The sequence below is a fragment of the Methanococcoides sp. genome, from assembly GCF_030594565.1.
GTDB classification, from domain to species: Archaea; Halobacteriota; Methanosarcinia; order Methanosarcinales; family Methanosarcinaceae; genus Methanococcoides; species Methanococcoides seepicolus.
Genome location: NZ_JAUVEY010000049.1, coordinates 1 through 13,396 on the forward strand (window position 1 = coordinate 1; position 13,396 = coordinate 13,396).

15 protein-coding genes and 1 pseudogene are annotated in these 13,396 nt (G+C 39.5%); 14 read left to right on the forward strand and 2 right to left on the reverse strand.

From position 1 onward, the window contains the following. Positions 1 to 134: 134 nt before the first annotated feature. The 7 genes and pseudogenes from QAS77_RS05685 (at position 135) to QAS77_RS05710 (ending at position 4,889) form a co-directional block, all read left to right on the forward strand. On the forward strand, positions 135 to 542 hold the full coding sequence (locus QAS77_RS05685) for a NifB/NifX family molybdenum-iron cluster-binding protein (RefSeq protein WP_305064428.1): 408 nt from the start codon (positions 135 to 137) through the stop codon (positions 540 to 542). 539 nt (positions 543 to 1,081) lie between these two features. Continuing rightward, positions 1,082 to 1,853, forward strand: a pseudogene (locus QAS77_RS05690) (cation diffusion facilitator family transporter); the annotation flags it as partial. Positions 1,854 to 1,961: 108 nt separating this feature from the next. Beyond that, positions 1,962 to 2,294 (forward strand): NifB/NifX family molybdenum-iron cluster-binding protein, encoded by a 333-nt coding sequence (locus QAS77_RS05695; protein WP_305064436.1) that lies wholly within the window; start codon positions 1,962 to 1,964, stop codon positions 2,292 to 2,294. 30 nt (positions 2,295 to 2,324) lie between these two features. Next, entirely contained in the window at positions 2,325 to 3,155 is an 831-nt protein-coding gene (locus QAS77_RS05700) for an ATP-binding protein (protein ID WP_305064429.1), read from the forward strand. A 17-nt stretch (positions 3,156 to 3,172) separates the two neighbouring features. After that, entirely contained in the window at positions 3,173 to 4,033 is an 861-nt protein-coding gene (locus tag QAS77_RS05705; protein ID WP_305064430.1) for an ATP-binding protein, read from the forward strand. 37 nt (positions 4,034 to 4,070) lie between these two features. Beyond that, positions 4,071 to 4,169, forward strand: a complete 99-nt coding sequence (locus QAS77_RS11615; RefSeq protein WP_442920361.1) for a DUF1847 domain-containing protein — start codon at positions 4,071 to 4,073, stop codon at positions 4,167 to 4,169. Between the two features lie 69 nt (positions 4,170 to 4,238). Continuing rightward, positions 4,239 to 4,889, forward strand: coding sequence for an MBL fold metallo-hydrolase (locus QAS77_RS05710; protein ID WP_331522275.1), 651 nt, complete (start codon positions 4,239 to 4,241; stop codon positions 4,887 to 4,889). A gap of 134 nt (positions 4,890 to 5,023) precedes the next feature. Here QAS77_RS05710 and QAS77_RS05715 read toward each other — a convergent pair whose 3' ends face one another. Together QAS77_RS05715 and QAS77_RS05720 are read right to left on the reverse strand one after the other, a co-directional pair. Then, positions 5,024 to 5,479: an ABC transporter permease gene (locus tag QAS77_RS05715; protein ID WP_305064431.1), complete on the reverse strand. Its 456-nt coding sequence runs from the start codon at positions 5,477 to 5,479 to the stop codon at positions 5,024 to 5,026. A gap of 287 nt (positions 5,480 to 5,766) precedes the next feature. Further along, entirely contained in the window at positions 5,767 to 6,687 is a 921-nt protein-coding gene (locus QAS77_RS05720; protein WP_091688608.1) for an ATP-binding cassette domain-containing protein, read from the reverse strand. 819 nt (positions 6,688 to 7,506) lie between these two features. On the opposite strand from QAS77_RS05720, the gene QAS77_RS05725 reads away from it, so the two are divergent. The 7 genes from QAS77_RS05725 to QAS77_RS05755 form a co-directional block, all read left to right on the forward strand. Continuing rightward, on the forward strand, positions 7,507 to 8,082 hold the full coding sequence (locus QAS77_RS05725; RefSeq protein ID WP_305064432.1) for a NifB/NifX family molybdenum-iron cluster-binding protein: 576 nt from the start codon (positions 7,507 to 7,509) through the stop codon (positions 8,080 to 8,082). A gap of 264 nt (positions 8,083 to 8,346) precedes the next feature. Beyond that, positions 8,347 to 9,099: a metal ABC transporter ATP-binding protein gene (locus QAS77_RS05730; protein WP_250868762.1), complete on the forward strand. Its 753-nt coding sequence runs from the start codon at positions 8,347 to 8,349 to the stop codon at positions 9,097 to 9,099. A gap of 11 nt (positions 9,100 to 9,110) precedes the next feature. Further along, a complete protein-coding gene (locus tag QAS77_RS05735; protein WP_250868760.1) occupies positions 9,111 to 9,257 on the forward strand; it encodes a hypothetical protein in 147 nt (48 codons plus the stop codon). A gap of 112 nt (positions 9,258 to 9,369) precedes the next feature. Then, positions 9,370 to 10,149, forward strand: a complete 780-nt coding sequence (gene zupT / locus QAS77_RS05740) for a zinc transporter ZupT (protein WP_250868758.1) — start codon at positions 9,370 to 9,372, stop codon at positions 10,147 to 10,149. A gap of 59 nt (positions 10,150 to 10,208) precedes the next feature. Continuing rightward, positions 10,209 to 11,027: an Mrp/NBP35 family ATP-binding protein gene (locus tag QAS77_RS05745; RefSeq protein WP_305064433.1), complete on the forward strand. Its 819-nt coding sequence runs from the start codon at positions 10,209 to 10,211 to the stop codon at positions 11,025 to 11,027. Between the two features lie 49 nt (positions 11,028 to 11,076). Next, positions 11,077 to 12,045, forward strand: coding sequence for a radical SAM protein (locus tag QAS77_RS05750; protein WP_305064434.1), 969 nt, complete (start codon positions 11,077 to 11,079; stop codon positions 12,043 to 12,045). 300 nt (positions 12,046 to 12,345) lie between these two features. After that, positions 12,346 to 13,396: pentapeptide repeat-containing protein (locus QAS77_RS05755; protein WP_305064435.1), on the forward strand; the 1,051-nt coding region annotated here is incomplete at its 3' end.

Consider the following 13,396-nt stretch of genomic DNA (forward strand, 5'->3'; position numbering starts at 1 on the left):
ATATTGTTAGGAGACTTCAGCTCGGTAGTGTCCCTCTATAAATGACAACAAAAATTCAATACAATGGTAAGTGGCAATCAAAAACTATAACAAAAACTACCTGAATAATACATTGGGGGTAAATATGTGAAAATATGTGTACAGCTACTGCTGGAAGTTTAGATGCTGTCGTTGATCCGCGTTTTGGAAGATGCCAGTATTTTGTCATCGTTGATTCTGAGACCATGGAATTCGAAGCTCATAAGAATCTGAGCATTTCAGCACCAGGTGGTGCAGGAGTACAGGCGGCACAGGCTATAGCGAACAAAGGCATTGATGTATTGATAACAGGAAGCATTGGTCCCAATGCATTTAGGATTCTTTCTGCAGCTGGTATCAAAGTGGTAACAGGAGCCAGTGGTTCGGTTGCAAATGCAATCGAACAGTATAATAAAGGTGAATTGCAAGCAACCACTGGCCCAACTGAGCCTGCCTATGCTGGTATGGGCAGAGGTGGAGGAATGGGGCGTGGCAGAGGCCGAGGAATGGGTAGTTGCAGATAAAAAATTTCAATGTCTACAAAATTTCAATCAATTAAATCTGTTATTTGATAAAAATAAATATTCATATAATGAGACAAAATGTTTTAGAAGACTTCGTTGTTCAGCATTTTGGCAGAGCTCCAACCTACACACTGATGGATGTTGAAACAAAGAAGTAGAATCGATTCCAAACACAGGTCAGCATATGATTTGTGTTTGACTGCCTCCAGAGTTTCTGTCGTAGGGAAGTGCAGATAGTTTGAAGACTTTGGAATAAAAGTGTAATCGGTACGCAGTGAATTGTTCAGGATGCTATTCAGGCGTGGAATCCAGAAAGCTTGTCAGAGCCACAAGTGAGAATGTATGCCAGTCTCATCATTAAAGATGATAACCTAATCAAAATACAAGTACATAGGGTGAAATTTGAGTTAGTAAGCGAAGGTCAATTTATCAAGAACTATTTGATGATTAATTGTAAAACTCAAGAATTCAAGAAGGAATATGTCCCTTTCTTCCTTTTTCAAGAGTGATGTGAAAGAATGGCTGTACAGGAAAAATTAATGTTGGGAGCTAATGCTTCAAAGAACTCTACTCTTACGTTAGTTTTTCTTGCAACTCTAAAAGGAACTGTTGGCTTTTATTCTGGAAGTTCTGTCCTGATTGCTGATGCTGTTCACACATCATTGGATATTTTCACATCACTTGCTATGGGTTGGGCTTAAGTTAAGTCTGAAAGGTGCAGGAGAAGAGTTTCCGTACGGGTACTACAAAGCAGAGAACTTAGTTTCACTTTTCGTTTCCATTGTAATCCTCTTCTCTGGGGTCGAACTTGTGCGCGATGCACTGGTAAGCATCACAAATCCTGTTGAAATAGCACTGCAGGGAATTGCGCTTGGAACAGCCGTTTTTTCGGTAATGGCAATGTATACTCTATCTCAATACAAAGTTCGAATCGGCAGACAAATAGATTCGCAGGCCCTGATTGCTGATGCAATGCATTCCTACACAGATGTTTTTAGTTCTTTAGTTGTTGTTGTTGCAATTGCTGGTTCAATTTTAGGCCTGCCGTGGTTCGATGGTGTCGGGGTGCTGGTCATCTCTCTTATGATATTCAAGCTCGGAATTGGTATTGCTAGAGATTCTGCACTAACACTGATGGATGCATGGCTGGATAAGGATTCAATTACAAGAATCAGGCACAATGTGGGCAGTATTCAAGGCGTGAAGATGGTTGAGGATATCAGACTTCGAAAGTCCGGTCTGGTTGTATTCGGGGAAATTGCAGTTGAAATAGAAGGCGATACCAATCTTAAAAGAGTGGATATGCTTTCCGAGGAAATAGAAAAGACGGTGAAAAATGAGGTCAAGAATCTGGAACATTTAGTTATCAATGCAAAGCTTGGAAATATGGCAGTAATGAAGGTTGCAGTTCCTGTTCTAATGCAAGAAGGTTTAGACTCAAAGATCTCCCGACATTTTGGCAAAGCACCGTATTATATCATTATAGAGCTTGAATATGATAAAATAAAAAACTGGGATGTCAGCGAGAACCCTGCTGCTGGTTTGGATAGGAAAAGAGGTGTGAAGACTGCTGAGTTTCTGAAAAGTCGGGGTGTCAATGTCGTAATCGTGGGCGAAATTGGCGAGGGACCATTCCACACGCTTCGCGATAGTTTTGTGAAGATGCTCCAAATGCCGGAGGCAGTGGAAGATGTTGAAAAGGTTGTGGGGAAGATTTCAGAGTTGAGTACACTCACATCACCTACAGAGTAAATTAACCAAAAAAAATTGAGGGTTAAGTATATGAAAATTGCAATTGCAAGCGGGAAAGGTGGGACAGGGAAAACAACGGTAGCTGTTAATTTTGCCCTTTCAATTGAAAATGTGCAGCTGTTTGATTGTGATGTGGAGGAGCCTAACTGTCATTTATTTTTGGGATTTAAGCTTGAGAAGGTTGAAGATATAAATATTTTAACACCTGTCGTGGACAAGACCAAATGTGATTTCTGCGGCAAGTGCTCTGAGTTTAGCCAGTTCAATGCAATCGCTGTACTGCCAGAAGATGTACTTGTATTCCCTGCACTCTGTCATGGATGTGGTGGATGTGCCATGGTCTGTCCAAAAGACGCAATCGTTTATGAGAACAGAAGCATTGGAATAATTGAAAAATCCAAAGGTGGGAACATAGAGTTCTATCGCGGAGTGTTAAATATCGGAGAAGCGATGGCATCTCCTGTTATCAAAGCTTTGAAGAAACATGTCGATGAAAGCAAAACTGCAATATTCGATGCGCCACCTGGCACAGCGTGTCCGGTTATTAGCTCTGTCCAAGGTGCGGATTACTGCATTCTTGTTACCGAATCAACGCCTTTTGGATTCCACGATCTGCTGCTTGCTCTTGATGTTTTAAGGAAACTGGAAATACCCTTTGGCATAATAATCAATCGCTGCGACATCGGTGATGATAGGGTGGAGAAATACTGCGATACGGAGAGAATTCCCGTTCTTATGAAGATACCACATGACCGAAAGATTGCGCGGTTGTATTCTGAAGGAATCCCTTTTGTTAACAGGATACCAGAGTGGAAGGTAAAATTTGTACAGCTATTAGATAAGATACAGGCACAGATTTAACTCATAGAGGCAGGGATATGAAAGAGCTTACGGTAATAAGTGGAAAAGGTGGCACCGGCAAGACGACTATTGCAGCGGCATTAGTCTCGCTTGCAGAAAATGCTGTGATTGCTGACTGTGATGTTGATGCTGCGGACATGCATCTTATATTGCAGCCTGAAATAATTGAGACCATCGATGTTAGCGGGTTAAAAGTCGCATCTATTGATGAAACGCTCTGCATCAAATGTGGTATTTGCAAGGATGCCTGTAGGTTCGATGCCATAACCAATGATATCAGGATTGATATTTACGGATGCGAGGGTTGTGGTGTCTGTGCATATGTCTGTCCGGAAGGGGCAATCAGTATGATTGAGAGAAAGGCAGGAGATGCCTACAATTCCGAAACAAGATTCGGGCCAATGGCACATGCAAGACTTGGTATTGCAGAGGAGGCAAGTGGCCTGTTAGTCGCAGTTGTTAGGGACAACGCCAGAAAGCTTGCAGAAAAATATGATAGAGATCTGATTATCATAGATGGGCCTCCAGGAACCGGGTGCTCTGTAATTGCTTCTATTGCTGGTGTCGATATGGTTCTGGTTGTTACTGAACCGAGTGTATCTGGCATTCATGATCTTGAGCGAATACTGGATGTGGCAGATCATTTCAATATTCCGGCTGTGGTTTGTATAAATAAATACGATATAAACGAGAAGAATTCCCTTATTATCGAGGAATATTGCAAAGACCGTGGAATTGAGGTTGTGGGTAAACTGCCTTATGACGATGCACCAACCAAAGCTATGATTCAAGAGATGACTGTTATCGAGTATTCTGATGGTGAGTTTTCGAACAAGGTCAAAGATCTCTGGGAAAATGTCAGGGAAAAGCTTACATGATATGTTCAAATGAGGAAATAAAAGACCGACTTATATCATACTTGGATTGTGTATTGGTCATGATGCCCTTTTTACTCAACATTCGGATGCACCAGTGACAACTATAGCGCTTAAAGATAGAATTGGTTGCACATAGTTCATTGTTCGCACTATATCCCGATTATTATCTTAGAAACAGATTCAATAGGAAGTGGAAAAGCTGAAATTGACAATAGTTTATGATAATGAAGCAGAAGAGGGCCTTATCAGTGGTTGGGGATTTTCCTGCTATATCAAGACAGAAGAAGAGAATATCCTTTTCGATACTGGTGGAGATGGCAGAGCACTGCTTTATAATCTGAGAATGCTCGACATATCTTCACAGGAGATTACAAAAGTAATATTATCTCATGAGCATGGAGACCACACCGGGGGACTCTTTGCTTTGTTGAATACAAATCCGGAAATTGAGGTATATGTACCTGTCTCGTTCTCGAAAAGCCTGAAAAATGAAATAGCTTCACAGGCAAAGTTGATTGAGGTTTCTGAGGCACAGGAAATTTGCCGCAATATCTATACCACAGGTGAACTCGGCAGCGGTGTGAGGGAACAGTCCCTCATTGTGGATTCAGGCAGCGGTTTATATGTCATTACTGGATGTTCTCATCCCGGACTTACTGAAATCATGGGTGCGGCATTGAAATTCGGTAGAGTAGCGGGCATAATAGGAGGGTTACATGGAAGCATGGAGTACGATCTGCTTAAAGGGTTGAACCTGATTGGAGCAGGGCACTGCACTGCTCATAAAAAAGAGATTGCCAGGAAGTTTCCAGATGCGTTTTTAGAGATTAGGGCAGGTCTTAGTCTGGAATTGTGAGAAACTAATAAGAATAACAAAAAAAGGCTCTGTAGAATTCGATTTCCAATGAGAATTAAAAAGTATGGATTAATTTTTGTGTTATGATAAGCATGGTAACTTTTTGGAGATCATTGTTTGGTAAATCTCTTTTATCATAATCCTTTTCTCATATTCCTTTTGTGGAATAAGCTTGCTATAAGCAAGAAACTACAAGTAAAGACGATTAAAACTAGTAAATCAATTGTCAAAGGGAAAAACGATGTTCCATTTAAGCTTGCATGAAATATATCTACAAGATATGTAAGGGGAGAAATGTATGATAAAAGCTTTCCGGATCCTGATAGCTCCGGTAGAGGAATGAAAATACCACTAATAAAAATTAATGGAAAACGCACCAAACTAGAAAACATCATTATGTGAGAAGGCGAATGAGCAGATGGAGATGCCAAAAGAACACCTAATGATGCAAAACACAGAGTTCCTAAAATTATAGCAATCAATAATAATGTAATACTGGTAATCACAATATTCAGGAAAATAGCGCTGACTACTATAGCTATGGAGGTAATAATCAATCCAAAGATTGAGCCTGCAACAACATCTCCCAAAATTATAGTATTGATGGTTACTGGCTAAGATAATAACCTTTCATAAGTTCCTGCTTGCTTTTCCCATGGGGTGATCAGCGGCCCTACGGATGAAGCAGTAAAAAACAAAGCCATAGCAAGAAATCCAGGGAAGAAGATAGACATGTCGATATTTCTACCTATATAAAAAGCAAAGAATAGAAAAAGAGGAAACAACAAACCATATATTATTACTGGAGCTTTATTATAATATATTTTGATGTTTTTTTCAGTGGTGACTACGACACCTCGTATAAAAACAGAATAATTCATCTATCCACCTCAGTAAGTCTGACAAACACTTCTTCAAGACTCGGCCCATATGTCTTCATGGAGATTATTTTTAAGTCATTCTTTTGCGCCAAAGTTACAACATGTTTGATTGTTTTATCCAGATCATTTGTGTATAATCGCCATTTATCCCCATAAAGATCGATCTTAGATATGAAATCGGACACGAACAAATTTCTATTTATTTTTTGGTCAAAGGATATCTCTATGGATTGGGTCTTTTCAAAGGTACTTTTTAATATCTCAGGTTTATCTATGGCTACAATCTTTCCTTTATTAATGATACAGACCCTCTGACATAATTTATTTGCTTCTTCAATATTATGGGTTGTTAGAAAGATAGTGCTCCCTTTTCCATTCATATGTTTTATCGTTTCAATTACCAGTCTTCGACTTTGAACATCTAATCCTTCTGTAGGTTCATCCAAGATAAGTATATGTGGATCATGAATTATTGCACATGCGATGCTAACTCGTTGTTTCATCCCTTTTGAAAAGGTTCTAACAGGATCGTTTCTTCTCTCATAAAGTCCAAGAGTTGAAAGAAGTTCCTCAGACTTTTTCTCAAGTGTATTTTTTGACAAGCCATAGTACTTACCTGCCAGATACAGATTCTGTTTAGCCGTTAAATCCGCATAGACATTTCCAATTTCAGGTATCACACCCATCATCATCTTTGCCTTGATCGGATTCTTTACCAGATCAATCCCCTCAATAAACACATTGCCGAAATCTGGCATCAAGATTCCTGTAAGTAGCCGTATGGCAGTGGTTTTTCCAGCCCCGTTAGGTCCTAAGAAACCGAAAATTTCTCCTTTTTCAACATTAAAATTGACATTATCAACAGCAATGATATTTTCAAATGTCTTTTTAATATTTTTTACTTGAATTGCAAACATGTGCCTAAGCATCCTGAAATAATCAACTAATAGTAAAGATTATGAATGGATTTAGATGAAACATGTTATTTGGTATCGTTGCATTATATGATACTTTCCACAGACATTTGATCAAAAGTGGTCTTTTCTATTGCTATCGTTTTATTTGAATCGAAATTTAATAGAAAAAAGAGAGTCAATAGTAGGTTTTTATAGAGTTTAAAAAACAAAAATCATTATTTATATCGTTGGAACCGAATGTTTTTGAAAATATATATGATATTCTAACGTAACAGAAACTTCTTATAATAAAGCCATCTACATTATATATGGGGCTGTAAAAGGGAAACACGCTATTTCAAATTCATCTACAATATTTTACAGTCTTGTTGAATACCAAGGGGAGAGCTAACAGGGGGCTACATTTCAAATACCGATATTTAGCCAACGGCTTGAAAAGCAAACGACAGCGTCTCTCTTTGGGTAGAATAAAGGGAGTGATAAAATATATCATACGGATGCGGACGTGGATATAGAAGGTGGTATCGGGCAACGGGTCTTCCAGAATGGATGCGATTTAGGTATAGTCCATGGCACGGTTTTTATCCCCGGATGACAGCGGCAGAAGAGCGACGGATGTTAGAAGTGGGATAAAACTTTAGAAGGTCATATTGAAGAAATTAAATAATATCTAGAAAAACTTAAAACCGAAGAAAATGATAATAAAGATTTGATGCTAAGGTTTGTCAATTTAACCTGTACAAAGCATTTTAACAATATATTGGGGGAAAATCAGTGAAAATATGTGTAACAGCTACAGACAGGAGTTTAGACGCTTCTGTGGATCCATTCTTTGGGAGATGCCGATATTTTATTATTGTCGATTCTGAGACAATGGAATTCGAAGCGCTTCAAAACCCGAGTGCCTCGGCGCCAGGTGGTGCGGGGATTCAGGCGGCACAGGCTATAGTGAACAAAGGCATTGATGTATTGCTAACAGGAGACATTGGTCCCAATGCATTACCAATCCTCTCCAATGCTGGCATAAAAGTGGTAACAGGCACCAGTGGTTCGGTTAAAGACGCAATCGAACAGTATAAAAAAGGTGCACTGAAACCAACTACTGTTCCGACTACGCCTGCTTACTTTGGAATGGGTAGAGGCAGAGGGCGAGGAATGGGTAGAGGTAGAGGGGGTTGGTGCAGATGGTATCCACATCCAGTACCCTACCATATGCCAGTACCCTACCATATGCCTGAACCATACATTCCTTACGAAGTTCCTTACGAAGTTCCTTATACAGAGCCTTCTAGGGAAGAGGAAATTGCTCATATTGAAGAAATGCTCGAATCCTTGGGAGACGAGCTAAAAGATGTGAAGGAAAGGTTGAAAGAACTATCTGAAGAAGCTAAATAATAGATTGGTTTATCCAATCTATTTTTCGGTCAAAGATCGGAGGATGCTTAAGGGGATAAATGATAGGTATACATATTGTAGTCTATTGATTGAGGCTGCTAAAGAAAAGAACACCAGGTTATTTTGTCTGTCTCGATTCAATCATAAAAGTGCAGAGATATAGCAAAAGAGATTGGAAGTTATGTTGCACCGATAGAGCTTCTGACAGAAGATATAGTAATCTAATTCAAGTTTCAAACGCATTTGTTCAACTTTGGTATGAATATGAATGGTGAAGCTATCGTTCTTAAGGACATTTGGGTCCATTATAATAGCATACCAATACTTGAAGAGGTAAATCTTGTTGTAAAAGAGCACGATTTTCTTGCTATCATAGGACCTAATGGAGGGGGGAAAAGTACTCTGCTTAAGGTTATTTTAGGATTGATAAAGCCTAGCAGAGGAACTGTTACAGTTTTTGGAGAAACTCCTCAAAAAGCAAGGAAGTTTATTGGATATGTCCCTCAATACAGCCTTATCGACCTGAATTATCCGATAAGTGTTTGGGATGTTGTGTTGATGGGTCGCTTAAGTCACATCGGGTTGCTAAAAAGATATGGCGAGGACGACAAAGAAAAGGCTCTTGATGCTCTTAAGATAGTGGACATGTTCGATTATAAGGATCGGCAGATTGGGAGTTTATCAGGTGGACAGCGGCAGAGGGTTTTCATAGCCAGGGCGCTAGCGACTGACCCTAAATTACTTCTGCTGGATGAACCTGCAGCAGGTGTAGATATTGTAAGGCAAGAAGAATTCTATGAATTGTTAGAAAAACTCAAAGAAAAAATGGCTATTGTTATAATATCACATGATATCAGTGCCGTTTCTGTCCATGTTGATAAGATTGCCTGTTTAAACCGTAAGTTGTATTACCACGGCTCAAAAGAATTACTTCCAGAGGATCTGGAAGCTGCTTATCAATACCCGATAGAGTTGATTGCTCACGGTATTCCACACAGGGTTTTGAAAAAGCATTGAAGGGTTTTTGCATGATGGAGCTATTACAGTATGAATTTGTAAGAAATACCACCATTGCTGGGATACTTGCCAATATCGCCTGCTGCATCATCGGAGTTTATGCAATGGTTCTAAAGATAATTATTATCGGTGGCAGGGATGGCTCTCGTGTTGTTTAATGTAGTCTCAGGCCATGATTTTTTTTATGTCTGCAGTGCCTACACAATTTTCGTTGGTAAACGGTATTGGCAGCCGAGCACACAACATAATTGCATTATAAGGTGAAACAACATGGAAACTGTAACTGCTGCTTTTATCCTTACAACATTTGCAGGACTTTCAACAGGTATAGGAAGTCTGATAGCCTTCTTTATTCCAAAACCAAAAATGACGTACTTATCTATCCTACTTGGATTTGCAGCAGGTGCCATGTTATATATCTCATTTGTAGAACTTTTATCAACTTCCATAGAAAATGTGGGGTTTCTCGTGGCAAATACCGCCTTTTTCCTTGGAATGGTTGTGATCTATTTATTGGATCGTGCAATTCAGCATGTTCATTTAGATACTTTACCTGACAGCCATGTTCAATTAGATACTTTACCTGACAGCCGTCAGACGGAACTCCAAAAAGCAGGTATATTTACAGCAATCGGAATTGCTATGCACAATTTTCCAGAAGGTATGGCAGTACTGGTAACATCCTTGAGTTCTCCATACCTTGGCATGTCAGTAGCTGTTGCCATAGCAATCCACAATATACCTGAAGGAATCGCAGTTTCAGTGCCTATCTATTACGCCACTGAAGATAGGAAAAAAGCTTTTGCTTACTCTTTCCTATCTGGACTATCTGAGCCTGTTGGGGCAGCTTTTGGCTATTTATTGATCTTTCAATTCTTAACTGCAACCCTGCTGGGCATAATTCTTGCCTTTGTTAGTGGAATTATGGTTTTTATATGTTTTGATGAACTATTACCCATTGCCATAAAATATGGGGATGAGCATTTGATGCTTTCGGGTTTACTTTCAGGGATGGCAGTAATGGCACTAAGCCTCCATCTATTAGGTTGATGTTATTAACAAACTTATTTATCTAAGAAAATAAGATTGAGATTAAAGGGGAAATTAGAATGGCAGAGGGAATTCCAGAGAATAAGAAAAGACTTAATGCATCATCAAAAGAAGAAGTTAAGATACATATAAAATCATCTGCTAAGTTTATCGCTGTCGCCAGTGGGAAAGGGGGAGTTGGCAAATCCACGGTAGCGGTAAATATAGCCGCAGCCATTGCCATAAAGGGTTTTAAGGTGGGTATTTTCGATGCTGATGTCTATGGGTTCACCATCCCAAAAATGCTGGGCATCACCGGACGGCCTAGAGCAATTGCTGAGGATCAGATCCTGCCCCTTGAAAAACATGGAATAAAAGTAATGTCAATGGGGTTTCTTGTCAAGGAAACTCAACCAGTTATCTGGCGGGGTCCGATGATTCATAAAGCAATCAAACAGATTTTGACCCAAACTTTGTGGGGAGACCTTGATTATCTGATAATCGACTTACCTCCAGGCACGGGAGATGTTGCAATATCTCTGGGGATGCTGGTTCCTGATATGAGCATAATTATTGTCACAACACCTCAGGATGTTTCCTCAAAAGTTGCATGCAGAGCCCTGAGGATGGCAAAGACGACAAACCTCAAAATACTAGGTATTATTGAAAACATGTCCTATTTTATTTGCCGAAAATGTGGCGAAAAAGCGTATATCTTTGGTCAGGGAGGGGGCGAAGATTTAGCTAGGGAGGAAGGGGTTCCGTTTCTGGGCGAGATTCCGCTGGAGCAGAGCATTCGAGAAGGGAGCGATAGCGGTAGACCGCTGGCTTTAGAGGAGAGCGATTCACCTGCAAAGAAGACTTTTGAGAGAATAGTTAGTAACATTCTAAAGATGTAAAAAAGGAAAACGAAAATTAATAATCATCTAACACCAAGGAATCAACATCATGAAGCCGAAAATTATCTATGGCCCAGTCCTTTCAAGAAGGCTTGGGCGCTCACTTGGAATCGACATCATTGGTCCTGAAAAGACCTGCAATTTTGATTGTGTGTATTGTCAGCTGGGGCGTACAAAGAATAAAGTACAAAGGCCTGAGGATATTTGCGGAGTCTCGACAGAAGATGTTGTGCAAGGATTGAAAAGTTATCTAAAAAAAGTAAGCCAGATCGACTACATCACTTTTTCAGGCACCGGAGAACCTACATTGAACCTTAGACTAGGTGTGATGATACGTGAGATAAAGAAAATCAGTGATGTTCCGATTTGTGTTATCACCAATTCATCTCTTGTCAATAGAAAGGATGTGAGGGATAATCTAACAGAAGCTGATCTGGTAATCGCGACTTTAGAAGCGGGGGATGAAAACATATTCAGGGCCATCAACCGTCCAGCATCGGGAATAGAGCTTGAGGATATTATTCAGGGGCTGACAGCACTGAAAAATTTAGGTCCAAGACTTGCGATAGAAGTCCTTTTTGTGGATTCCAAAAGGGAATACCCGACCAATATCAGCGACCAGGCTATAAATGGATTGATCAAAGCATTGAAAGTCATCGATCCTGATGAAATTCAGGTCCATACTTTAAGCAGGCCTCCAGCAGAGGATTTTATCATTCCGGTTTCAGAACAAAAGCTTACAAGGATGGCACAAAAATTCGATGAGGTGTTAGGTAGAGAGAAGGTCAGGCTTGTTTTAAAAGGACTTCGAAGAAAAAGCATTGATGTCAAACATGAGGATTTGAAAGAGGATGTTTATGGTCTGATACTTAGAAGACCTTCCACTGCAAGCCAAATCAGTTCAACACTTGGAATCGATGCAAAAGATCTTGCAGCTATTATCGAAGAGTTGCTTAGAAAAAAAAATATTGTGGAGATAACAGCGGAGAATGAAAAATATTACCGTGCAGTCAGTTAACTCAATTCAAATCAAGTTCTTATGCTCTTCTACCCACACTTGAAAAGATTGGAATATTGACCTTTGTAGAAAGACTCTAAAATAGCAAATAATAATTCTAATGAACAATGTTTATACTGCATGTTACAACATAATCTTGATTCTCCTGTGGTTGATTTAGGTAGGATTTCTACAGAGCCTTAATTTCTTTGAACAATTAACTTTAACCTTTTACACATAAATGACAGTATTAGGGGGATAGGAAGATATCTGAAGTTTGGGTTAAAAAAGTATTTTATACATCGAAACCCATTCTTTGATATGTCTAAGCTGAATGATATAGATCAAGATGAATCATTTTTGAACAGGTATGCTTGGCATATTGCATTATTTGTTTTAATTCCGCTCTTTATATTCTATGTCATTATTTATCCTGGAATTGAGGTTGCTTCTTTGCAAGGAAACTTCTCCGGGATTCAATTAATCGAGACAGAATATAAAATACGTGCAACCGCTGCTCAAATTGTAGGCGGGATTGCGATATTATATGGTCTTTATATTACTCATAGACGCATGAATATTGCAGAAGAAGAACTGCAAGTTGCCCGCGAAGGCCAGATTACAGAACGTTTTACCCGTGCAATTGATCAGTTAGGAAATCCGCAAGCAGAAATTCGATTGGGTGGGATATATGCTCTTAAAAGAATTAGTGAAGAGTCTAATAAGGATTATTGGCCAATCATGGAAATCTTGGCAAGTTATGTTAGGCTCAATTCACCTTTACCAAATAATCAGCCGTTGGAAAAGGTTGAGACTGATATTCAAACTGTTTGTACCATCCTTGGAAACCGTTTGCACCATGAATCTGATAGTGAATATGGAATTTTGGATCTAAGAAATACAAACCTGAGGGGAGTTGATTTAGAAAAGTATTATTTAAAGGGAGTAAATTTTGCGGTTTCACATCTTGAAGAAGCTAACCTTCGTGGTGCGCATCTTGAAGATGCTCATTTTGAAGATGCTGTTCTTATAGATGCAGATCTTACCGGTGCACATCTTGAGAGAGCTGATCTTCGTGGTGCCCATCTTAAAGGAAAAGAAACTATCCTTTGGGGTACACATCTTAAAAAAGCTAAACTTATTAAGGCACGTCTTGAAGAAGCTAATCTTACCGGTGCACATCTTGAAGGGGCTTGGCTTCATGATGCTCATTTTGAAGATGCTGTTCTTACATGTGCACATCTTGAAGGTGCTGTTCTTAAAGATGCACATCTTGAGAGAGCTGACATTTTTAAGGTACAACTTGAAGGAGCTGACCTTACTAATGCGAATCTTGACGGTGTTGTACTTTCATCACTCGAAATAGAACAAC

Coding starts and splice junctions, on each gene's coding strand:
- QAS77_RS05685 (WP_305064428.1), top strand. CDS start 135: ATGTGTACAGCTACTGCTGGAAGTTTAGATGCTGTCGTTGATCCGCGT.
- QAS77_RS05695 (WP_305064436.1), top strand. CDS start 1,962: ATGCAAGAAGGTTTAGACTCAAAGATCTCCCGACATTTTGGCAAAGCA.
- QAS77_RS05700 (WP_305064429.1), top strand. CDS start 2,325: ATGAAAATTGCAATTGCAAGCGGGAAAGGTGGGACAGGGAAAACAACG.
- QAS77_RS05705 (WP_305064430.1), top strand. CDS start 3,173: ATGAAAGAGCTTACGGTAATAAGTGGAAAAGGTGGCACCGGCAAGACG.
- QAS77_RS05720 (WP_091688608.1), bottom strand. CDS start 6,687: ATGTTTGCAATTCAAGTAAAAAATATTAAAAAGACATTTGAAAATATC.
- QAS77_RS05730 (WP_250868762.1), top strand. CDS start 8,347: ATGAATGGTGAAGCTATCGTTCTTAAGGACATTTGGGTCCATTATAAT.
- QAS77_RS05735 (WP_250868760.1), top strand. CDS start 9,111: ATGATGGAGCTATTACAGTATGAATTTGTAAGAAATACCACCATTGCT.
- zupT (WP_250868758.1), top strand. CDS start 9,370: ATGGAAACTGTAACTGCTGCTTTTATCCTTACAACATTTGCAGGACTT.
- QAS77_RS05745 (WP_305064433.1), top strand. CDS start 10,209: ATGGCAGAGGGAATTCCAGAGAATAAGAAAAGACTTAATGCATCATCA.
- QAS77_RS05750 (WP_305064434.1), top strand. CDS start 11,077: ATGAAGCCGAAAATTATCTATGGCCCAGTCCTTTCAAGAAGGCTTGGG.